A 21,005-nucleotide genomic window follows, 5' to 3' on the forward strand; every position below is an offset into this window, starting at 1 on the left:
CGAACGCCGATTTGGCTGACAATGCAAAACACTGTGGGAGCGGGCTTGCCCGCGAATGCGATGTAACATTCAACAATTGTGTTGGCTGTTTCACCGCTTTCGCGAGCAAGCCCGCTCCCACATTTGGTTTGTGAAAAGGTAGAAAAATGGGTCAGCCCTCGATTGATTTGCCTTCCAGGCTTCTGCGCAATCTCAAGCCCTGGCTCAGCGCTTCCCATTGGCGCGTCGCCTTCTCCGGTGGCCTCGATTCCACCGTCCTGCTGCACATTCTGGCCAATCTCGCCAAAACCGAATCCCTTCCTGCGCTAAGCGCCATCCATGTTCATCACGGCCTTCAGGCTGTGGCCGACGCATGGCCGGCGCATTGCCAGGCGGTTTGCGATGAACTGTCGGTGCCGCTGCAAGTGGTGCGTGTGCAGGTGCAGCCGGGGGCGAGTCTGGAGCGGGCGGCGCGGGATGCGCGCTATGCGGCGTTCACTGCGGCGACCCAGGCCAAGGATGTGCTGCTGACCGGGCAGCACCGCGATGATCAGGCCGAAACACTGTTGTTCCGTCTGCTGCGTGGCGCCGGCGTGCGTGGGCTGTCCGGAATGCCGGTCACGCGAGCGCTGGGGCAGGGCAGTCTGGTTAGGCCGTTGCTCGACATCACACGCGCAGAGCTGGAAGCCTATGCTCGGGAACATGGCCTGCATTGGGTCGAGGATCCGTCGAATCAGGATTGGCAGTTCTCGCGCAATTACCTGCGCCATCAGGTCATGCCACTGCTGACCGGGCGCTGGCCGCAGGCACACGCCAGCATGGCCCGCAGCGCGGCGCATTTGCGCGAGGCGCAGGGGTTGCTTGATGAGCTGGCGAAGATTGATCTGGCGCAAGCGAGCATGCCTGGCGAGTTCGAATGGCCGGGATTGCCATCACTGGAGTTTGCAGCTATCGCGGGGTTATCCGATGCCCGTCAGCGAAATGCACTCAGCCACTGGCTTGAGCCGCTGACCCGACTGCCGGATACCGACCATTGGTCGGGTTGGGCGGACCTGCGGGACGCCGGCAACGATGCCTCGCCGATCTGGCGTCTGGCGGATGGCGCGTTGCACCGAAGCGCCGGTCGCTTGTGGTGGCTCAGCGGACAATGGCTTCGCACGCCGGTGGTCAGCGGCGACTGGCACGAGCCGTCGCTGGCGCTACGCTTGCCCGATAACGGACGTGTCATGTTCAGCGGTCAGACTCCCGCCGGTCCGCTGCAAATCCGCTATCGGCGGGGCGGCGAGGTGATGTATCTGGCGGAGCGCGGCCATCGTGATCTCAAGCGCCTGCTCAATGAGCGCGCGGTGCCGGGCTTCGTGCGTGGCAGATTGCCGCTGCTGTTTCGCGGTGAGGAATTGCTCGCCGTGGCGAACCTGCCGGGGCTCGATGGCAATGCGCTGCAAGGCTGGCGATTGCATTGGCAGCCTTCGGACGAAGATCAAGGTTTGAGATGAAGGGGGCATTCCGGTAGACTACGCTCCCTTCTTGATACAACTTCTGTGGATTCGCCTGAATTGCAGGAGTTGCCGATTACCAAGCAGTCTTTGCTGGGCGATTCCAAAAAATGTGTAGCGAGCAACGTACCGGTGTTTTCACTTCCGGTCTGTCCCAACGCGGCGGTTTTTTTGAAAGGTGCACTGTGATTAATGCAGGTGATCGGGGGCTTCGGCCTTCCTTCGCTTTCCCCGGCGGCTCGGACCGCTTTAACGCAGACTTCTAGGGTTTTTCATGACGCGCTACATATTCGTCACGGGCGGTGTTGTTTCTTCTTTGGGGAAAGGCATTGCATCGGCTTCATTGGCGGCCATCCTGGAGGCGCGGGGGCTTAAGGTCACCATGCTGAAGCTGGATCCGTACATCAACGTCGACCCGGGCACCATGAGCCCGTTCCAGCACGGTGAAGTGTTCGTCACCCACGACGGCGCCGAGACCGACCTGGACCTGGGCCACTACGAGCGGTTCATCCGCACGACCATGACCCAGAACAACAACTTCACCACCGGCCGTGTCTACGAGCACGTGCTGCGCAAAGAGCGCCGTGGTGACTACCTGGGTGCAACCATCCAGGTGATTCCGCACATCACCGACGAAATCAAGCGTCGCATCATCAAGGGCGCCGGCGATGCCGACGTGGCCCTGGTGGAAATCGGCGGTACCGTTGGCGACATCGAATCGCAACCGTTCCTCGAAGCCATCCGCCAGTTACGTGTGGAAGTCGGTTCCAAGCGCGCGATGCTGATGCACCTGACCCTGGTTCCGTACATCGCCACCGCTGGCGAAACCAAGACCAAGCCGACCCAGCACTCCGTGAAGGAACTGCGTTCGATCGGCCTGCAGCCAGACGTGCTGATCTGCCGCTCCGACCATCCGGTGGATGTGTCGTCGCGTCGCAAGATTGCGCTGTTCACCAACGTTGAAGAGCGTGCGGTGATCTCCCTGGAAGACGTCGACACCATCTACAAGATTCCGGCCGTGCTGCACGCCCAGGGTCTGGACGATTTCGTCGTCGAGCGTTTCGGCCTGCAATGCAATGGCGCCGACCTGTCCGAGTGGGAAAAGGTCGTCGATGCCAAGCTCAATCCAGAGCACGAAGTCACCATCGCGATGGTCGGCAAGTACATGGAGCTGCTGGACGCCTACAAGTCGCTGATCGAAGCGATGAGTCATGCCGGCATCACCAACCGTACCAAGGTCAACCTGCGCTACATCGATTCCGAAGACATCGAGAACCAGGGCACTGCGCTGCTGGAAGGCGTCGATGCGATCCTCGTACCGGGCGGCTTCGGTCTGCGTGGCGTTGAAGGCAAGATCACTGCCGTTCAATACGCTCGCGAAAACAAGGTTCCGTACCTGGGTATCTGCCTGGGCATGCAAGTGGCGGTCATCGAGTTCGCCCGTAACGTGCTGGGCTGGAAAGACGCCAACTCCACCGAGTTCGATCGTGCCAGCGGCCATCCGGTTGTCGGTCTGATCACCGAGTGGGAAGACGCCACCGGTGCCGTTGAAGTGCGTACCGAAGCGTCCGATCTGGGCGGCACCATGCGCCTCGGCGCTCAGGAATGCCTGCTCGAAGCCGGCTCCAAGGTGCACGACTGCTACGGCAAGGATGTGATTGTCGAGCGTCACCGTCACCGTTACGAAGTGAACAACAACCTGCTGCCGCAAATCATTGAAGCCGGCCTGAAGATTTCCGGTCGTTCTTCCGATGCCGCGCTGGTTGAAGTGGTCGAAGCTCCGGATCATCCATGGTTCGTCGCTTGCCAGTTCCACCCTGAGTTCACCTCGACGCCACGCGATGGCCATCCGCTGTTCAGCGGCTTTGTCAAAGCGGCATTGGCTCAACACCAGAAGAAGGCGTAACCCCGATGGCACAGAAGATCATCCGCGTCGGCGACATCGAGATTGCCAACGACAAACCCATGGTGCTGTTCGGCGGCATGAACGTGCTGGAAAGCCGTGACATGGCCATGCAGGTTTGCGAAGAGTACGTGAAGGTCACCGAAAAACTCGGCATCCCTTATGTGTTCAAGGCCAGCTTCGACAAGGCCAACCGTTCTTCTGTGACCTCCTATCGCGGTCCTGGCCTGGAAGAGGGTATGCGCATCTTTCAGGACATCAAACAAGCCTTCGGCGTGCCGATCATCACCGACGTCCACGAGCCTGACCAGGCCGCGGTCGTCGCCGAGGTCTGCGACATCATCCAGCTGCCGGCCTTCCTGTCGCGCCAGACCGATCTGGTCGTCGCGATGGCCAAGACCAACGCGGTGATCAACATCAAGAAAGCCCAGTTCCTCGCGCCTCAGGAAATGAAACACATCCTGAACAAGTGCGTGGAAGCGGGTAACGATCAGTTGATCCTTTGCGAGCGTGGTTCGAGCTTCGGCTACAACAACCTCGTGGTCGACATGCTCGGCTTCGGCATCATGAAGCAGTTCGAGTATCCGGTGTTCTTCGACGTCACCCATTCGCTGCAAATGCCGGGCGGTCGCTCCGACTCCGCCGGCGGTCGCCGCGCCCAGGTCACCGACCTGGCCAAGGCTGGCATGAGCCAGTCGCTGGCGGGCCTGTTCCTCGAAGCGCACCCGGATCCGGACAACGCCAAATGCGACGGCCCTTGCGCCTTGCGTCTGGACAAACTGGAGCCGTTCCTGGCCCAGCTCAAAGCCCTGGACGAACTGGTGAAGAGTTTTCCGACGGTAGAAACCGCGTAAACCTCAATTCTCCGGTAAAGTACCGCACGATTTGTCGCTCATGCCCTCGGGTATGAGCGTTGTCGTCTGCAAGCTGCCCGCTGCACACCACTTGCCGACGGTAAAAAGATTTCCTCTAGCTGCGTCGTTTTCGTCAACTTTGGAGTGTTTACAACAATGGCAAAAATCGTCGACATCAAAGGTCGTGAAGTTCTCGACTCCCGTGGCAACCCCACCGTGGAAGCGGACGTGCTTCTCGACAACGGCATCATCGGCAGCGCCTGCGCGCCGTCCGGTGCATCCACTGGCTCGCGTGAAGCGCTCGAGCTGCGTGATGGCGACAAGAGCCGTTACCTGGGCAAGGGCGTGCTCAAGGCGGTAGCCAACATCAACGGTCCGATCCGCGATCTGCTGCTGGGCACCGACCCAAGCGACCAGAAAGCCCTGGACCACGCGATGATCAAGCTGGACGGAACCGAAAACAAAGCGACCCTGGGCGCCAACGCCATCCTCGCCGTGTCCCTGGCTGCGGCCAAGGCGGCTGCACAGGATCAGGACCTCCCGCTGTACGCTCACATTGCCAACCTGAACGGCACGCCGGGTGTGTACTCGATGCCGGTTCCGATGATGAACATCATCAACGGTGGCGAACACGCCGACAACAACGTCGACATCCAGGAATTCATGGTTCAGCCGGTGGGCGCCAAGTCTTTCTCGGAAGGCCTGCGCATGGGCACCGAGATTTTCCATCACCTCAAAGCCGTGCTGAAGGCCCGTGGCCTGAGCACTGCCGTCGGTGACGAAGGCGGTTTCGCGCCGAACCTGGCTTCCAACGAAGACGCACTGAAAGTGATCTCCGAAGCAGTCGCCAACGCTGGTTACAAGCTGGGCACCGACGTGACCCTGGCTCTGGACTGCGCGGCCAGCGAATTCTTCGAAGACGGCAAGTACAACCTGTCCGGCGAAGGCCAGGTGTTCACCGCTGAAGGTTTCGCCGACTACCTCAAAGGGCTGACCGAGCGTTACCCGATCATCTCGATCGAAGACGGTCTGGACGAGTCCGACTGGGCTGGCTGGAAGATCCTCACCGACAAGATCGGCGAGAAGACCCAACTGGTCGGCGACGACCTGTTCGTGACCAACACCAAGATCCTGAAAGAAGGCATCGACAAGAAGATCGCCAACTCGATCCTGATCAAGTTCAACCAGATCGGCACCCTGACCGAAACCCTGGAAGCCATCCAGATGGCCAAGGCTGCCGGTTACACCGCCGTGATCTCGCACCGTTCGGGCGAAACCGAAGATTCGACCATTGCCGACCTGGCCGTGGGGACTTCGGCTGGCCAGATCAAGACCGGTTCGCTGTGCCGTTCCGACCGCGTTTCCAAGTACAACCAACTGCTGCGTATCGAAGAGCAGTTGAATGGCAAGGCCAAGTACAACGGTCGCAGCGAGTTTCGCGGCTGAGCAGTAAATGATAGAAAGACACCGGATTGTGTCGGAAAAGTCGTGACAGCGATGGATTTGCCACTAATCTGATGCCTTATATGCACAAGCCTGGATATTCCAGGCTTCGTGCTATCAGATGCTTCAAAGTTTTGGCGTGGCTGTCTTTTTTCACTGGATACCTGATATTCGATGCGCAGTCCTTACTGGTTGTTTCTCGTTTTGCTCTTGCTGCTGGCCGGTCTGCAGTACCGCCTGTGGTTGGGCAATGGCAGTCTGGCGCAAGTTGCCGAACTGAATCAGCAGATTGCTGATCAGCACGCCGAGAACGAAGCCCTGCTGGAGCGCAACCGGGTGATGGATGCTGAAGTCAGCGAGTTGAAGAAAGGCATGGAGACCGTCGAAGAGCGGGCTCGTCACGAACTGGGCATGGTCAAGGACGGCGAAACCCTTTACCAGTTGGCCCAATGATCGATTCCCTGCCGGCCTTCTGGGCCGTGATTCCTGCCGCGGGCGTTGGCGCCCGTATGGCCGCGGACCGTCCCAAGCAATACCTGCAACTGGGCGGGCGCACAATTCTTGAGCACAGCCTCGGCTGTTTCCTCGATCACCCGAGCCTCAAGGGGCTGGTGATCAGTCTCGCCGTCGATGATCCTTATTGGCCGAACCTGGCCAGCGCCAGCGATCCGCGAATTCAACGGGTTGACGGTGGCGCCGAACGTTCCGGTTCGGTGCTCAACGCCTTGCTGCATTTGCATGCGCAAGGCGCCGACGACGAGGACTGGGTGCTGGTGCACGATGCGGCACGGCCCAATCTCAGCCGTGACGATCTCGACAAACTGCTCGCAGAACTTGCGAACGACCCGGTCGGTGGTTTGCTGGCTGTGCCGGCGAAGGACACCCTGAAACGGGTCGACAAGCACGGTCGAGTAGTGGAAACCGTGGATCGCAGCGTGATCTGGCAGGCCTACACGCCGCAGATGTTCCGCCTCGGTGCCTTGCACCGGGCACTGGCGGACAGTCTGGTGGCCGATGCCGTGATCACCGATGAAGCCTCGGCAATGGAGTGGGCCGGGTCGGCGCCGCGTCTGATCGAAGGCCGCGCGGATAACCTGAAAGTCACCCGCCCGGAAGACCTTGAATGGCTGCGTCAGCGCTGGACCAACCGTCGTTAAATCCGATACTCCGGCCGTTCGGCCAAGCCTTCCTTGAGAAAATCCACCAGTTTGCGCACCTTCGGCGATAAGTGCCGTTGCTGCGGATACAACGCCCACACCGCTGTATTCGGCGGTTGATGCGCCTCCAGTAAAGAGATCAACGCGCCGCTGTGCAGATGCTCCAGCACGTAATAGTCCGGCAACTGACACAGCCCGACGCCTTGCAGTGCAGCATCCAGCACCGCTTGCCCACTGTTGCAGCGCCAGTTTCCCTGTACTCGCTGAGAAAATTCCCGCCCGTTTTGCTCAAGCTGCCAGATGTCCGAGCTGCCGATCAGGCAATTGTGCCGTCCCAGTTCGGACAAACTGTGTGGGCGACCGTACCGTTCGAGGTAGGAAGGCGACGCACACAGGTACATGCGCCGCGGTGCCAGGCGGGTCGCCATCAACCGGGAATCCTGAAGCCGACCAAGACGGATCGCCAGGTCCAGACCTTCGTGCACCAGATCGAGTTGCCGGTTGGTCAGCTCGATATCGATGCGCAGTTGCGGGTAGTGCCCCATGAACCGCGTCACCAGCGGCACAATGAAACGCTCGCCATACGCCACGGCACAGGTCATGCGCAGCATGCCTTTGGGTTCGCTGGTCAGGTCGCCGACTGCGCGCAGTGCTTCTTCGCGTCCGTCCTGCAGACGCTGGCAATGTTGCAAAAACGTCTGCCCGGCTTCGGTCAGCGTGACGCGCCGGGTGCTGCGATACAGCAGACGCGTCTGCAAGCGCTCCTCCAGCCGTACGATTTGTCGACTGATGTGCGAGGAAGAAACGCCCAGGCGTTCCGCCGCGGCGGTGAATTGGCTGCATTCGGCAACGGCGACGAATTCGTCGATGCCTTCCCAGCGGTTTTCGGACATGGGGATTATCCCTGTATGGCAATAATGTTTTGCTTTTGTCCGGATTATTCATCAAGCGGTGCTGGACTACACTGTTTGTCTGGTTTTTTATTCAATGGATTCACTGGAGAGTCAGCATGATCAAGTCGCGCGCCGCCGTTGCCTTCGAGGCCAAGAAGCCGCTGGAAATCGTAGAAGTCGATGTCGCCATGCCCAAGGCCGGTGAAGTGTTGCTGCGCGTGGTGGCTTCCGGGGTTTGTCACACTGACGCTTACACCCTGTCTGGCGCTGACCCGGAAGGTATCTTTCCGTCGATCCTCGGCCACGAAGGTGGTGCCATCGTCGAAGCCATCGGCGAAGGCGTGACCTCGGTGGCTGTCGGCGACCACGTGATCCCGCTGTACACCCCGGAATGCGGCCAGTGCAAATTCTGTAAGTCGGGCAAGACCAACCTGTGTCAGGCCATTCGTGCCACCCAGGGCAAGGGCCTGATGCCGGACGGCACTTCGCGCTTTTCCTACAAGGGCCAAACGATTTTCCACTACATGGGTACCTCGACGTTCTCCGAGTACACCGTGCTGCCGGAAATCTCCGTGGCCAGGATCTCCAAGGACGCACCGCTGGAAAAGGTCTGCCTGCTCGGTTGCGGCGTGACCACCGGTATCGGCGCTGTGATCAACACCGCCAAGGTCAAACCGGGTGACACCGTGGCCATCTTCGGTCTCGGCGGCATCGGTCTGTCGGCCGTGATTGGCGCGGTGAAGGCCAAGGCCTCGCGCATCATCGCCATCGACATCAACCCGGCCAAGTTCGAAATCGCCAAGCAACTGGGTGCCACCGACTGCGTGAACCCGAAAGATTTCGATCGTCCGATCCAGGAAGTGATCGTCGACATGACCGATGGCGGCGTCGACTTCTCCTTCGAATGTATCGGCAACGTGCAACTGATGCGCGCAGCCCTCGAGTGCTGCCATAAAGGCTGGGGCGAGTCGGTGATCATCGGCGTCGCCGGAGCCGGCCAGGAAATCGCCACCCGTCCATTCCAGCTGGTGACCGGTCGCGTCTGGCGCGGTTCGGCGTTCGGTGGCGTGCGTGGCCGTACCGAGTTGCCAAGCTATGTCGACATGGCTCAATCCGGCGAAATCCCGCTGGATACCTTCATCACCCACACCATGGGGCTGGAAGACATCAACAAGGCCTTCGACCTGATGCACGAAGGCAAGAGCATCCGTACTGTCATTCATTTCTGATCAATCGCGATGCCACGGCTGCCGATGTGCAGCCGTGATTGCGTAGGAGTCCTACATGAGTCTGGAAAACATCTCCTGTCAGAAAAGTTTCGGTGGTTGGCACAAGCGCTATCGCCATCGTTCCGAAGTGCTGGGTTGCGACATGGTGTTCGCCGTGTACCTGCCGCCGCAGGCAGAGCAGGGCGGCAAGTTGCCGGTGCTGTACTGGCTGTCGGGTCTGACCTGCACGGACGAGAACTTCATGCAGAAGGCCGGTGCCATGCGCATGGCGGCTGAACTGGGGCTGATTATCGTGGCCCCGGACACCAGTCCGCGTGGCCCGGATGTACCGGGTGATCCCGACGGGGCCTGGGATTTCGGTCTCGGTGCCGGGTTTTATCTGAATGCCACGCAGGAACCCTGGTCGCGGCACTATCGGATGCATGACTACGTCGTGCAGGAATTGCCTTCACTGGTTGAAGCGCATTTCCCGGCGTCGGACAAGCGCAGCATCAGCGGCCATTCCATGGGCGGTCACGGTGCGCTGGTCTGCGCGTTGCGCAATCCGGGGCGTTATCAGTCGGTGTCAGCGTTCTCGCCGATCAATAATCCGATTGATTGTCCGTGGGGCCAGAAAGCCTTCAGCCGCTATCTGGGCGAAGACCGATCGAAATGGCGCGAGTGGGATGCCTGTGCATTGCTCGCCGAGGCGAAAGAGAAACTGCCATTGTTGGTCGATCAGGGTGATCGCGACGATTTCCTCGCCACCCAACTCAAACCGGAAGCGCTGCAACAAACGGCAAAACAAGCGGGTCATCCACTGACGTTGCGCCTGCAGCCGGGCTACGATCACAGCTATTTCTTCATCGCGAGCTTCATTGACGACCACTTGCAGCATCACGCGCGCGCTCTGCACGAGTAATGCAGGTAGAATCACGCCCTGACAAAAATCGGGGCGTTTTTTTATGCGTATTGGCCACGGCTATGATGTGCACCGTTTCGCTGAAGGCGATTTCATTACTCTGGGCGGCGTACGAATCGCACACGGCTTCGGGCTGCTCGCTCACTCCGACGGTGACGTCCTGCTGCACGCCTTGAGCGATGCCTTGCTCGGCGCGGCTGCGCTGGGTGACATTGGCAAACACTTCCCGGACACCGACCCGCAATTCAAGGGCGCCGACAGCCGAGTGCTGTTGCGTCATGTGGTCAGCCTGATCCACGCCAAAGGCTGGAAAGTCGGCAACGTCGACAACACCATCGTTGCCCAGGCACCGAAGATGGCCCCTCATATCGAATCGATGCGTGCGCTGATTGCCGCGGATCTTCAGGTTGAACTGGACCAAGTGAACGTGAAAGCCACCACCACCGAGAAGCTCGGCTTCGTCGGTCGCGAAGAAGGCATCGCCGTGCATTCCGTTGCCTTGTTGCTGCGCGCATGAACGAACTGCAACTGCTCGGCCCACGGGCCTATGGCGACGCCCTCGGCACTGCGGTACTGAAAGCCATCGCCGAAGACTTTCAGGTCGATGAAGTGCTCGACATTCCGTTCAGCGGAGACGGCGAACACCTGTGGATCTGGGTGGAAAAACGCGGGCTGAACACCGAAGAGGCCGCACGCCGTATCGCCAAGGCGGCCGGTGTGCCGCTACGTACGGTGAGTTACGCCGGGCTCAAGGATCGTCAGGCGCTGACCCGCCAGTGGTTCAGCGTGCAACTGCCGGGCAAGGCCGATCCGGATCTGTCGGCGGCGGAAAACGATACGCTGAAAATCCTCAAGACCACCCGCCACAAGCGCAAGCTGCAACGCGGTGCGCATTCGGCCAACGGTTTCACGCTGCGCCTGACCCAGTTCAATGGCGACAAGGCCGCCATCGACGAGCGTCTGCAACTGATCACCAAACAAGGCATCCCGAATTACTTCGGCGCCCAGCGTTTCGGCCATGACGGTGGCAACGTTGTCGATGCCCGCTCCTGGGCCGCGCGCAAGGCACTGCCGGAGCAACGCAATGTGCGTTCGCGACTGCTGTCGACCGCGCGCAGTGTTCTGTTCAATCAGGTGCTGGCAGCGCGAGTGGCCGATGGTACCTGGCAGCGTGCTCTGGTCGGCGATCTGCTGGCGTTCACCGACAGCCGCAGCTTTTTCCCGGCCGGTGAAGCCGAGTGCAGCGATCCGCGTCTGGCGATTCTTGACCTGCACCCGACCGGTCCGCAGTGGGGCGAAGGTGACTCGCCGGCGGCCGGGCTTGTCCATGATCTGGAGCAGGGGATCGCCGCACGCGAGGCGGATCTGCGCGATTGGTTGATTAATGCCGGTATGAGCCACGAACGTCGCATCCTGCGACTGCCCATTGGCGGGTTGACGTGGCATTATCCCGAGCCTGACATTCTGCAACTGGAATTCGTCCTCCCGGCCGGATGCTTCGCGACCGTATTGGTGCGCGAGCTCGTTGATCTGGTGCCGGTGGGGCAGACGGACAGCCCATGCGTATTCTGATTTCTAACGACGATGGGGTGACAGCGCCCGGTCTTGCCGCGCTTTATGCTGCGTTGGCGGATTACACCGAGTGCGTGGTGATCGCCCCGGAACAGGACAAGAGCGGTGCCAGCAGTTCGCTGACACTCGATCGTCCGTTGCACCCGCAATACCTGGCCAACGGCTTTATCAGCCTCAATGGCACACCGACCGATTGCGTCCATCTGGGGCTCAACGGTTTGCTCGAACGTGAGCCGGACATGGTGGTTTCAGGGATCAACCTCGGCGCCAACCTGGGTGATGACGTGCTGTATTCCGGGACGGTGGCAGCCGCCCTCGAGGGCCGCTTTCTCGAGCGCCCGTCATTTGCCTTCTCGCTGGTTTCGCGGCAGGTCGACAACTTGCCCACGGCTGCCTACTTTGCGCGCAAACTGGTCGAGGCCCACGCCGGGCTTGATCTGCCACCACGCACGGTGTTGAACGTGAACATACCCAATCTGCCGATCGATCACATTCGCGGCATTCAACTGACCCGTCTCGGCCATCGCGCCCGCGCGGCGGCACCGATGAAAGTCGTGGACCCGCGCGGCAAGGCCGGTTACTGGATCGCGGCGGCAGGCGACGCGGAAGACGGCGGGCCGGGCACCGATTTCCACGCGGTGATGCAGGGTTACGTATCCATCACTCCGTTGCAGCTCGATCGCACCTTCAATGATGCCTTCAGAAGTCTCGACGGCTGGCTGGAGGAGCTCAATTAATGGCTCGTGAACAAGACGACAGGCTGCGCAGCGGCATCGGGATGACGTCCCAGCGAACCCGTGAGCGGCTGATCCAGCGTCTGTATGAAGAGGGTGTTTCCAACGCCAGCGTGCTGGAAGTGATCCGCCGCACCCCGCGGCACCTGTTCGTTGATGAAGCGCTGGCGCACCGTGCCTATGAAGACACCGCGCTGCCGATCGGCAACAACCAGACCATATCGCAGCCTTATATGGTGGCGCGCATGAGCGAGCTGCTGCTGGAAGCCGGGCCGCTGGACAAGGTGCTGGAGATCGGCACCGGTTCCGGTTACCAGACGGCGGTACTGTCGCAACTGGTCGAGCGGGTGTTCTCGGTGGAGCGCATCAAGGTGCTGCAGGATCGGGCCAAGGAACGCCTGGTCGAGCTCAACCTGCGCAACGTGGTGTTTCGCTGGGGCGATGGCTGGGAAGGCTGGCCGGCGCTGGCTCCGTACAACGGCATTATCGTCACCGCGGTGGCCACCGATGTGCCTCAGGCTTTGCTCGATCAACTGGCACCGGGCGGGCGGATGGTGATCCCGGTGGGTTCGGGCGAAGTACAGCAATTGATGTTGATCGTGCGCGAAGAAAACGGCTTCTCTCGACACGTTCTGGGCGCGGTGCGTTTCGTGCCATTGCTCAACGGTCCGCTGGCCTGAGCATTTGTTCAGGCCGCTGAATTCCTGTTCAACGCGCCTGTCTTACAGCGGCAGCGAGTGTTTAAACAGGAAGGATCGTCTACAAGCAAACGTGTGCGCCAGGCGATAGCGCTTCTATAAAGGTAAAGCCGGTTGCGCCCGTTATACTTGCGAAGTTTCATGCCGAAACCGGCATTCCACATTTTTCAGCCACCACAAAGGGAGCGGCGGGTGAGTCTCACAGTCATTGCGCAGCGTATGGGTAACACGAGCTTTCAGCGCCTGGTGACTGGCCTTGTCTTGAGCACCTTGCTGGTCGGTTGCTCCAGCACAAAATCGAGCAACGTTCGGGTCGTTGATCGCAACAGTACGGTGGCCCAGCGTCCTACAGTGACGACCGGACAGTATGTAGTCCGTCCGGGCGACACTCTGTTCTCCATCGCTTTTCGCTACGGCTGGGACTACAAAGCCCTCGCCGCCCGGAACAATATTCCTACGCCATACACGATACATCCGGGTCAGGCGATTCGCTTCGACGGGCGCACCGGTTCAACGTCGACTGCGGTTGTCAGCAACTCCGGCTCTTCAGCGTCTTCGTCCAGTAAAACCACGGTTATCCGGCGCCAGGCAAATGGCACGACAACCACTACAACCACGCGATCCGGCGCGGCTTCCACGACGGTTGTACCGTCCGTCGCCAACAAGCAAACACCCGCTCCACTGCCTTCACCGGGCCCAGCCCCGACCGGCTGGGGATGGCCATCTAATGGCATTCTGATTGGTAAATTCTCTTCAAACGGTAGTTTGAATAAAGGAATTGATATCGCCGGAGATTTGGGACAGCCTGTTTTAGCTGCGTCTGATGGGACAGTGGTATACGCCGGGAGTGGCTTAAGGGGCTACGGCGAATTGGTCATCATCAAACACAGCGAAACCTACGTCAGTGCTTACGGACACAACCGTCGGCTGTTGGTACGGGAGGGGCAGCAGGTCAAGGTCGGACAGACAATTGCCGAAATGGGGTCAACGGGTACAGACCGGGTGAAACTGCATTTTGAGATTCGCCGACAAGGTAAACCTGTAGATCCGCTGCAGTTCCTGCCCAGACGTTGATTTGCAGACCAGCCTGTTCCGTCACGTAGAGGGGACAGGCTCCAGCGCTGCCAAGGATAAAGGCGTCGCTTGAGCTTGGGGTCGAACTCACCAAAGGACTATAACAATGGCTCTCAGTAAAGAAGTGCCGGAGTTTGACATCGACGATGAGGTTCTCCTGATGGAGACCGGCATCGATTCGGATTCGATGTCGAATGATGAAGGGGCTGCTCCACCTTCCGTTCGTGCCAAATCCAAACACTCCGCTTCACTTAAACAACACAAGTACATCGATTACACTCGGGCACTCGATGCCACGCAGCTGTACCTCAACGAAATCGGCTTTTCCCCTCTGCTCTCCCCGGAAGAAGAAGTTCATTTTGCGCGCTTGTCGCAAAGTGGCGATCCTGCCGGGCGCAAGCGCATGATCGAAAGTAACCTGCGGCTGGTCGTCAAGATCGCCCGGCGTTACGTCAATCGGGGGCTGTCGCTGCTGGATCTGATCGAAGAGGGCAACCTCGGACTGATCCGCGCGGTGGAAAAGTTCGATCCCGAGCGCGGCTTCCGCTTCTCGACCTATGCGACCTGGTGGATTCGTCAGACCATCGAACGCGCAATCATGAATCAGACTCGGACCATCCGGTTGCCGATTCATGTGGTCAAGGAGCTCAACGTGTACCTGCGGGCTGCACGTGAGCTGACGCAAAAGCTCGACCACGAACCTTCACCCGAAGAAATCGCCAACCTGCTGGAAAAACCGGTGGGTGAGGTCAAGCGCATGCTGGGCCTGAACGAGCGGGTTTCTTCGGTCGACGTCTCGCTGGGTCCGGATTCGGATAAAACCCTGCTGGACACCCTGACGGATGACCGTCCGACCGATCCGTGTGAACTGCTGCAGGATGATGATCTGTCGCAGAGCATCGATCAATGGCTCTCGGAACTGACCGACAAGCAACGCGAAGTGGTGGTGCGCCGTTTCGGCCTGCGCGGCCACGAGAGCAGCACGCTGGAAGATGTAGGCCTGGAGATCGGCCTGACTCGGGAACGGGTGAGACAGATCCAGGTGGAAGGCCTCAAGCGCCTTCGGGAAATACTCGAGAAGAACGGCCTGTCGAGCGAGTCGCTGTTTCAATAAGCCACCCGCATGACCGCCAGGCAGTAAGCCCCGACTCGTTCGGGGCTTTTTGTTGGGGTATCGAAAGCGGCAGATGTTCCCGCCTTGTAGGTTTGCGCTGTAAGCCTTTGCTGACTGTATCGTAAGTGTTCGTTATTTTTACACTGCCGCTGAAGGCGATTGCGCTCATCGTCTTCTTTTAAGTAATTGATCTATATGGCTATTTTTTAATGTTATGAGCTTGTGACAAAGGGCGCGTTCGCCGGAGACCAGTTGCCCCCGCCGGGGAAATCTCTAGTATCCGGGTTGTGTCGACGGATAGACACGCCCTTCAAGGAAGAGGGGAATGGACATCGCAGGACGCGATTCATCAGGACGATGAAAAGGAACACAGGGAATAGGGAAAAAATGTGGGCGGGTCAAACCGCCCCTTTTTTTGCCTGAAAAAAGGCAAAACCCGGAAAAGCAAAAAGGCCCGCGAGGGGCCTTTCTTCCAAACGCGGGACAAATCAGCGTTCGAGGTCTTTGATCTTGCCTTTGACGCCATCCCACTCTTCGGCATCCGGCAGCGATTCTTTCTTCTCGGTGATGTTCGGCCAGATTTCGGCCAGCTCGACGTTCAGCTGAATGAATTCCTGCATTTCTTCCGGAACTTCGTCCTCGGAGAAAATGGCCACGGCCGGGCATTCCGGCTCGCACAGAGCGCAGTCGATGCACTCGTCCGGGTGAATTACCAGGAAGTTCGGGCCTTCGTAAAAGCAGTCCACCGGACAGACTTCTACGCAGTCGGTGTACTTGCACTTGATGCAGTTGTCGGTGACGACGAAGGTCATTTCTAATTTTCTCCTCAGGCGGCGGCAGCGTTGCCCCTTCACGGTTGGGGTCGCCAGGTTCGGGAGCGATGTCTGCCAGCCAGGCTATTAGCCAGCAGCATCCCGAACCGCGCGAGATTCTAACAGCTTGAAGCCGTTTGCGTTATATCCGGTTCGTCGGTGCTTATATCCGGTTCTTCAGTGCATAGAGCATTTCAAGCGCACGACGCGGTGTGACGTCATCCAGATCCAGCTTGGCCAATTCATCCAGCACCGGATGCGGCAGGCTGGCAAACATGTCGCTTTGCTGCGGCGGCGCCGGTTTGCCTTTGACGGCCGGTTTCGGCGCTTCGTGCGGCAGCACGGTATCTTCCAGGCGGCTCAAGTGCTCGCGAGCTCGCACAATCACCTCGCTTGGTACACCGGCCAGCTGTGCCACAGCAAGGCCATAACTCTGGCTCGCCGGCCCCGGCAACACATGGTGCAGGAACACGATGCGCTCATTGTGCTCGGTCGCATTGAGATGCACGTTGGCCACCAGCGGTTCGGCTTCCGGCAGCACGGTCAGTTCGAAATAGTGCGTCGCAAACAGAGTATAGGCCCGCAGTTGTGCCAGACGCTCAGCCGCCGCCCAGGCCAGGGACAGGCCGTCGAAGGTGCTGGTGCCGCGCCCGACTTCGTCCATCAGCACCAGGCTGCGCTCGGTGGCGTTGTGCAGAATGTTCGCGGTCTCGCTCATTTCCACCATGAAGGTCGAACGCCCGCCGGCGAGGTCATCGCTGGAACCGATCCGGGTGAAGATCCGGTCCACCAGCGACAGTTCGCAACTGGCGGCCGGCACGAAGCTGCCGATGTGTGCCAGCAGCACGATCAGTGCAGTCTGGCGCATATAGGTGGATTTACCGCCCATGTTCGGGCCGGTAATCACCAGCATGCGGGTGTTGTCGTCCAGACTCAGGTCGTTGGCCACGAACGGCGTGGTCAATACTTGCTCGACCACCGGGTGACGGCCCTGGGTGATACGCATGCACGGTTCGCTGACGAAAGTCGGGCAGTTCAGGTCGAGGTTCAGCGCACGCTCGGCGAGGTTGCTCAGCACGTCCAGTTCGGCGAGAGCCGAAGCGGTGTCCTGCAATGGTGGCAACTGGCTGATCAGATCTTCCAGCAACGCCTCGTAGAGCATCTTCTCGCGGGCCAGGGCGCGGCTCTTGGCCGACAACGCCTTGTCTTCGAACTCTTTCAGCTCCGGGGTGATGAAGCGTTCGGCACCCTTGAGGGTCTGACGGCGGATGTAGTCTGCGGGCGCCGATTCAGCCTGCTTGCTCGGCAGCTCGATGAAGTAACCATGGATACGGTTGTAGCCGACTTTCAGGTTGGCGAGGCCGGTACGGGCCTTTTCCCGGGCTTCCAGATCGATCAGGAATTGGCCGGCGTTCTCGCTCAGCGATTGCAGCTCGTCGAGTTCGCTGTCGTAACCGGTTTTCAGCACGCCGCCGTCACGGATCACCGCCGGCGGGTTGTCGATGATGGCTTTTTCCAGCAGCGCCGCCAGTTCCGGATAAGTGCTGGTGGTGGTCGCCAGGCGTTGCAGGTGCGGCGCCTCAAGATCGGTCATCGCCGCTTGCAGTTCAGGCAGTGCGCCGAGGGCGTCACGCAGACGGGCAAGGTCGCGAGGGCGGGCATTGCGCAGACCGATCCGCGCCAGAATCCGCTCAATGTCGCCGATTTCCTTGAGCTGCGGTTGCAGGTTTTCAAAGCGATAGCGGTCGAGCAGGCAAGTGATCGAGCTCTGGCGCGCCAGCAGCACGGTCAGGTCGCGCAGTGGGCGATTGAGCCAACGGGTCAGCAAGCGGCTGCCCATGGCGGTCTGGCAACGGTCGACTACCGATTGCAGGGTGTTGTCGCGGCCGCCGGCCAGGTTGGTGTCGAGTTCGAGGTTGCGGCGGCTCGCGCCGTCCAGCACCACGGTGTCGTCCAGCCGTTCATGGCGCAGGCTGCGCAGATGGGGTAGGGCGGTGCGCTGGGTTTCCTTGGCATAGGCCAGCAGGCAACCGGCGGCGCCGATCGCCAGGGTCAGGGTTTCGCAACCGAAGCCTTTCAGGTCCTGGGTGGAAAACTGCTGGCAGAGACTTTTCAGCGCCGAGTCGCGTTCGAAATCCCACGGCGCGCGGCGACGAACGCCACGGCGTTTTTCCGCCGGCAGATCCTTCGGCCAGTCATCCGGGATCAGCAATTCGACCGGGTTGACCCGCTCCAGCTCCGCCAGCAGGTTTTCCCAGCCCTTGATCTCCAGCACGGTGAAGTTGCCGCTGGTGATGTCCAGCACGGCGAGGCCGAACAGGCGCTCGTCGCCCAGCACCGCCGCGATCAGGTTGTCGCGACGCTCATCGAGCAACGCCTCGTCGCTGACCGTACCGGGGGTGATGATCCGCACCACCTGGCGCTCCACCGGACCTTTGCTGGTGGCCGGATCACCGACCTGCTCACAGATCACCACCGACTCGCCGAGCTTGACCAGCTTCGCCAGGTAGCCTTCCGCCGCGTGGTACGGAATCCCGCACATCGGAATCGCCTGCCCCGCCGACTGCCCGCGCGCGGTCAGGGTGATGTCCAGCAACTTGGCCGCCTTCTTCGCGTCTTCGTAGAAGATCTCGTAGAAGTCGCCCATGCGGTAGAACATCAGCTGGTCCGGGTGCTGATTTTTCAGGCGCCAGTACTGCTGCATCATCGGAGTGTGGGAGGACAGGTCGGAGACGGCTTTATTCATCGGATTGTCAGGCAACTCGTTCAAAGGTGTGGGGCAAAAGCGCGGCAGTGGCCGGGCTTTTCCGCGATGGGCGCAAGGTTACCATGGGCGCTCTGTGGTCCGCAGGCATCGCGGCCGGGTGACACCTATCTGGCGCAAAAACGTCGACTATGGACGATTTATGCAAATCAGCATTTGTCTTCGCGAAAAACTTCAAGCACTATGCGCGTTATGCAAAAACGCAACGTATCTACCGTCTTAAGAGCACTGCTCGACCAGCACGGGATCTCCCCCACGGAGCTCCACCGTCGCACCGGCGTGCCTCAATCCACGCTCTCGCGGATTCTCAGCGGGAAGATCGTCGATCCTTCGGATAAACACATCTCGAAGATCGCCGAGTACTTTGCCGTGAGCACCGATCAGTTGCGCGGGCGCGCGGATGTTGCGCCGGGCGCCAACGCCGGACGCGACGAGTTGCATTCCGAACTCAAGGACATAAGCCTGTGGGACGACGATACCCCCGTCGATGACGACGAGGTGTCGGTGCCCTTTCTTCGCGAGGTTGAATTGGCTGCTGGATCAGGAAGATTCGTCATCGAAGAGAGCGAGCGCTCGAGCCTGCGCTTCGGCAAGCGCAGTCTGCGCCATAACGGTGTGCAGTTCGATCAGGCCAAATGCGTGACAGTACGGGGCAACAGCATGTTGCCGGTGCTGCGCGACGGCGCCACGGTCGGCGTCAATGCCGGCAAATGCGGGATCGGCGACATCATTGATGGCGACCTTTATGCGATCAACCACAACGGTCAATTGCGGGTGAAACAGCTCTATCGCCTGCCTACCGGTATCCGTCTGCGCAGCTTCAACCGCGATGAGCATCCGGACGAGGACTACAGCTTCCAGGATATGCAGGAAGAGCAGATCGTCATCCTCGGTCACGTCTTCTGGTGGGGCATGTACGCCCGCTAAGCCAATCCTTTCAGACAAAACCCGCTTCGGCGGGTTTTTTTTCGCCTCTGGAAAACCGGCCAGCCCTTGAACGGCGGGGCTCCCATGCATCTGCGCAAATTTAATGCATAAATAAATGCATTTACGCATTGACTGTATATGCATCCATGCATATTCTTGCCACCAAGCCGCTCGACAAAGCGGCTGGCAACAACAGCTCTTTAGTTCCACAAGAACAGGCAGCGATGAACCGGCCTCAACGGTTCAGAGGGTTGGCAACTGACCCGGGTGTGCAGCGTAAAGCACCAGAAGCAGTTATCCGGCGGGCAGGGACCGCGGTCGGAAAAACAATATGAATGGACTCGTACCGCGCCAGTAGCGCCGAAAAGTCAGCTTCCTTCACATACACAGGATTGAAGGAAGGCGAAGGAGCGCATTACTGAAAAGCCCGGCGAGTTGCCGGGCTTTTTGGAATGCCTGCCTCAAGAGAAAACGATTGAACCCCACACACACCACTCATCCATCACACCAGGAGGCGTGACATGACAAACGAGCAACAAGCGTTGGCGGACATGCCGATCTGGCTGGTCATTCTGCTCGCCCTGGTGGGCGGCGTATCCGGCGAAATGTGGCGCGCTGACAAGGAGGGCGCCCGCGGCTGGGCGTTGATCCGACGTCTGGCGTTGCGCTCAGGGGCCTGCGTCATCTGCGGAGTGTCGGCGATCATGCTGTTGTATGCCGCCGGTATGTCCATCTGGGCCGCGTGCGCGATCGGTTGCCTGACGGCCATGGCCGGTGCCGACGTGGCCATCGGTCTTTATGAACGCTGGGCCGCCAAGCGCATCGGCGTCTGCGAGATGCCGCCCCGCGACTCACAGTAAATCTTTCACTTGCCTGCCTCGCTGCATCTTGTGCGGCGGGACTTCGCGTGGACATCAGAAAAGGAGGTCAAGCATGCCCACACCGATCGAGCAGCCCTCACAGCTGTTCACGGCACTGGCCACAGCCTTGCGCAACAACGCCGACCTGAACGTGCAGGTCGGCAATCACGATGAGTTCACAGCCCCCGGCGACAAGGCCTGGGTGCTGATCGACATCGAGCGAAATGCACCGGGAGAGCGCGCCGCCAACGGGCGCATTGCCCATGTGCTGACGCTGTCGCTGCAAGTCATTCCGGCGCTGTCCGCCACGGCGTTTGCTGCCTGCGACCTGATCGCCGCCTTGAAGAATCTGGTCACCGACAACCGCTGGGGCTTGCCCGGCGATCAATGCGATCTGCCGATGAACATCGATGGAATGCCGTCATTGCTCATCCGCGCCGATCAGCCGAACAAAGCCTGGACGTTGTCTTTCAACCAGACCCTCTATCTGGGGCCGACCTTGCTGGACGACCCGCTCGGCACGCCGAAATTCGCCCGCACCTGGGAAGTCAGCGACATCGACGACCCCGACCAATACACCACGCTGGAGGCCTGA

At 59.9% G+C, this 21,005-nt stretch carries 20 protein-coding genes; 17 read left to right on the forward strand and 3 right to left on the reverse strand.

All coding sequences use genetic code 11. The features are described 5' to 3' along the window. Window positions 1–146: 146 nt before the first annotated feature. The 6 genes from tilS to ispD all read left to right on the forward strand — a co-directional run bounded on the left by tilS (window position 147) and on the right by ispD (window position 6,832). A complete protein-coding gene (gene tilS / locus L6D81_RS06395) occupies window positions 147–1,475 on the forward strand; it encodes a tRNA lysidine(34) synthetase TilS (protein ID WP_236178341.1) in 1,329 nt (442 codons plus the stop codon). 274 nt (window positions 1,476–1,749) lie between these two features. Continuing rightward, window positions 1,750–3,381 (forward strand): CTP synthase, encoded by a 1,632-nt coding sequence (locus L6D81_RS06400; protein WP_011332696.1) that lies wholly within the window; start codon window positions 1,750–1,752, stop codon window positions 3,379–3,381. 5 nt (window positions 3,382–3,386) lie between these two features. Then, window positions 3,387–4,232 (forward strand): 3-deoxy-8-phosphooctulonate synthase, encoded by an 846-nt coding sequence (gene kdsA, locus L6D81_RS06405; protein ID WP_007954807.1) that lies wholly within the window; start codon window positions 3,387–3,389, stop codon window positions 4,230–4,232. 156 nt (window positions 4,233–4,388) lie between these two features. Next, window positions 4,389–5,678 (forward strand): phosphopyruvate hydratase, encoded by a 1,290-nt coding sequence (eno, locus tag L6D81_RS06410; protein WP_007954808.1) that lies wholly within the window; start codon window positions 4,389–4,391, stop codon window positions 5,676–5,678. A gap of 171 nt (window positions 5,679–5,849) precedes the next feature. Continuing rightward, window positions 5,850–6,128: a cell division protein FtsB gene (ftsB, locus tag L6D81_RS06415; RefSeq protein ID WP_236178342.1), complete on the forward strand. Its 279-nt coding sequence runs from the start codon at window positions 5,850–5,852 to the stop codon at window positions 6,126–6,128. Continuing rightward, the gene (gene ispD, locus L6D81_RS06420; RefSeq protein WP_236178343.1) at window positions 6,125–6,832 is read left to right on the forward strand and encodes a 2-C-methyl-D-erythritol 4-phosphate cytidylyltransferase; all 708 of its coding nucleotides are present in this window, start codon (window positions 6,125–6,127) and stop codon (window positions 6,830–6,832) included. Before ftsB ends, ispD begins: the two co-directional genes overlap by 4 nt. Here ispD and L6D81_RS06425 read toward each other — a convergent pair. Then, on the reverse strand, window positions 6,829–7,725 hold the full coding sequence (locus L6D81_RS06425; RefSeq protein ID WP_236178344.1) for a LysR substrate-binding domain-containing protein: 897 nt from the start codon (window positions 7,723–7,725) through the stop codon (window positions 6,829–6,831). The two genes, ispD and L6D81_RS06425, sit on opposite strands and share 4 nt — an antisense overlap. A gap of 116 nt (window positions 7,726–7,841) precedes the next feature. Between L6D81_RS06425 and L6D81_RS06430 the strand changes: the two genes are divergently transcribed. The 8 genes from L6D81_RS06430 (at window position 7,842) to rpoS (ending at window position 15,047) form a co-directional block, all read left to right on the forward strand. Next, complete coding sequence (locus L6D81_RS06430; RefSeq protein ID WP_064379022.1) at window positions 7,842–8,954, forward strand: S-(hydroxymethyl)glutathione dehydrogenase/class III alcohol dehydrogenase; 1,113 nt, start codon at window positions 7,842–7,844, stop codon at window positions 8,952–8,954. A gap of 55 nt (window positions 8,955–9,009) precedes the next feature. Further along, entirely contained in the window at window positions 9,010–9,855 is an 846-nt protein-coding gene (gene fghA, locus L6D81_RS06435; RefSeq protein ID WP_236178345.1) for an S-formylglutathione hydrolase, read from the forward strand. Window positions 9,856–9,898: 43 nt separating this feature from the next. Then, entirely contained in the window at window positions 9,899–10,372 is a 474-nt protein-coding gene (gene ispF / locus L6D81_RS06440) for a 2-C-methyl-D-erythritol 2,4-cyclodiphosphate synthase (RefSeq protein ID WP_007954821.1), read from the forward strand. Beyond that, window positions 10,369–11,427, forward strand: a complete 1,059-nt coding sequence (gene truD / locus L6D81_RS06445; protein WP_236178346.1) for a tRNA pseudouridine(13) synthase TruD — start codon at window positions 10,369–10,371, stop codon at window positions 11,425–11,427. The genes ispF and truD overlap by 4 nt, the downstream gene beginning before the upstream one ends. Next, complete coding sequence (gene surE / locus L6D81_RS06450; protein WP_236178347.1) at window positions 11,415–12,164, forward strand: 5'/3'-nucleotidase SurE; 750 nt, start codon at window positions 11,415–11,417, stop codon at window positions 12,162–12,164. Before truD ends, surE begins: the two co-directional genes overlap by 13 nt. A gap of 41 nt (window positions 12,165–12,205) precedes the next feature. Continuing rightward, window positions 12,206–12,841 carry a protein-L-isoaspartate(D-aspartate) O-methyltransferase gene (locus L6D81_RS06455; RefSeq protein ID WP_170844894.1) on the forward strand — a complete coding sequence of 212 codons (636 nt, stop codon included), beginning with the start codon at window positions 12,206–12,208 and terminating at the stop codon, window positions 12,839–12,841. A 210-nt stretch (window positions 12,842–13,051) separates the two neighbouring features. Then, window positions 13,052–13,933 carry a peptidoglycan DD-metalloendopeptidase family protein gene (locus L6D81_RS06460; RefSeq protein ID WP_236178348.1) on the forward strand — a complete coding sequence of 294 codons (882 nt, stop codon included), beginning with the start codon at window positions 13,052–13,054 and terminating at the stop codon, window positions 13,931–13,933. A gap of 106 nt (window positions 13,934–14,039) precedes the next feature. Next, complete coding sequence (rpoS, locus tag L6D81_RS06465) at window positions 14,040–15,047, forward strand: RNA polymerase sigma factor RpoS (protein WP_007954831.1); 1,008 nt, start codon at window positions 14,040–14,042, stop codon at window positions 15,045–15,047. 488 nt (window positions 15,048–15,535) lie between these two features. Here the strand turns inward: rpoS and fdxA are convergent, their stop codons facing one another. Continuing rightward, window positions 15,536–15,859, reverse strand: a complete 324-nt coding sequence (gene fdxA / locus L6D81_RS06470; RefSeq protein ID WP_007908827.1) for a ferredoxin FdxA — start codon at window positions 15,857–15,859, stop codon at window positions 15,536–15,538. A 163-nt stretch (window positions 15,860–16,022) separates the two neighbouring features. Then, on the reverse strand, window positions 16,023–18,605 hold the full coding sequence (gene mutS, locus L6D81_RS06475; RefSeq protein ID WP_236178349.1) for a DNA mismatch repair protein MutS: 2,583 nt from the start codon (window positions 18,603–18,605) through the stop codon (window positions 16,023–16,025). 210 nt (window positions 18,606–18,815) lie between these two features. On the opposite strand from mutS, the gene L6D81_RS06480 reads away from it, so the two are divergent. The 3 genes from L6D81_RS06480 (at window position 18,816) to L6D81_RS06490 (ending at window position 21,005) form a co-directional block, all read left to right on the forward strand. Beyond that, window positions 18,816–19,550: a LexA family transcriptional regulator gene (locus L6D81_RS06480; RefSeq protein WP_236178350.1), complete on the forward strand. Its 735-nt coding sequence runs from the start codon at window positions 18,816–18,818 to the stop codon at window positions 19,548–19,550. Window positions 19,551–20,071: 521 nt separating this feature from the next. Beyond that, the gene (locus L6D81_RS06485) at window positions 20,072–20,410 is read left to right on the forward strand and encodes a phage holin family protein (RefSeq protein WP_236178351.1); all 339 of its coding nucleotides are present in this window, start codon (window positions 20,072–20,074) and stop codon (window positions 20,408–20,410) included. Between the two features lie 73 nt (window positions 20,411–20,483). After that, entirely contained in the window at window positions 20,484–21,005 is a 522-nt protein-coding gene (locus L6D81_RS06490) for a hypothetical protein (protein WP_236178352.1), read from the forward strand.

Source organism: Pseudomonas sputi (genome assembly GCF_021603585.1).
In the GTDB taxonomy this organism is placed as follows: domain Bacteria; phylum Pseudomonadota; class Gammaproteobacteria; order Pseudomonadales; family Pseudomonadaceae; genus Aquipseudomonas; species Aquipseudomonas sputi.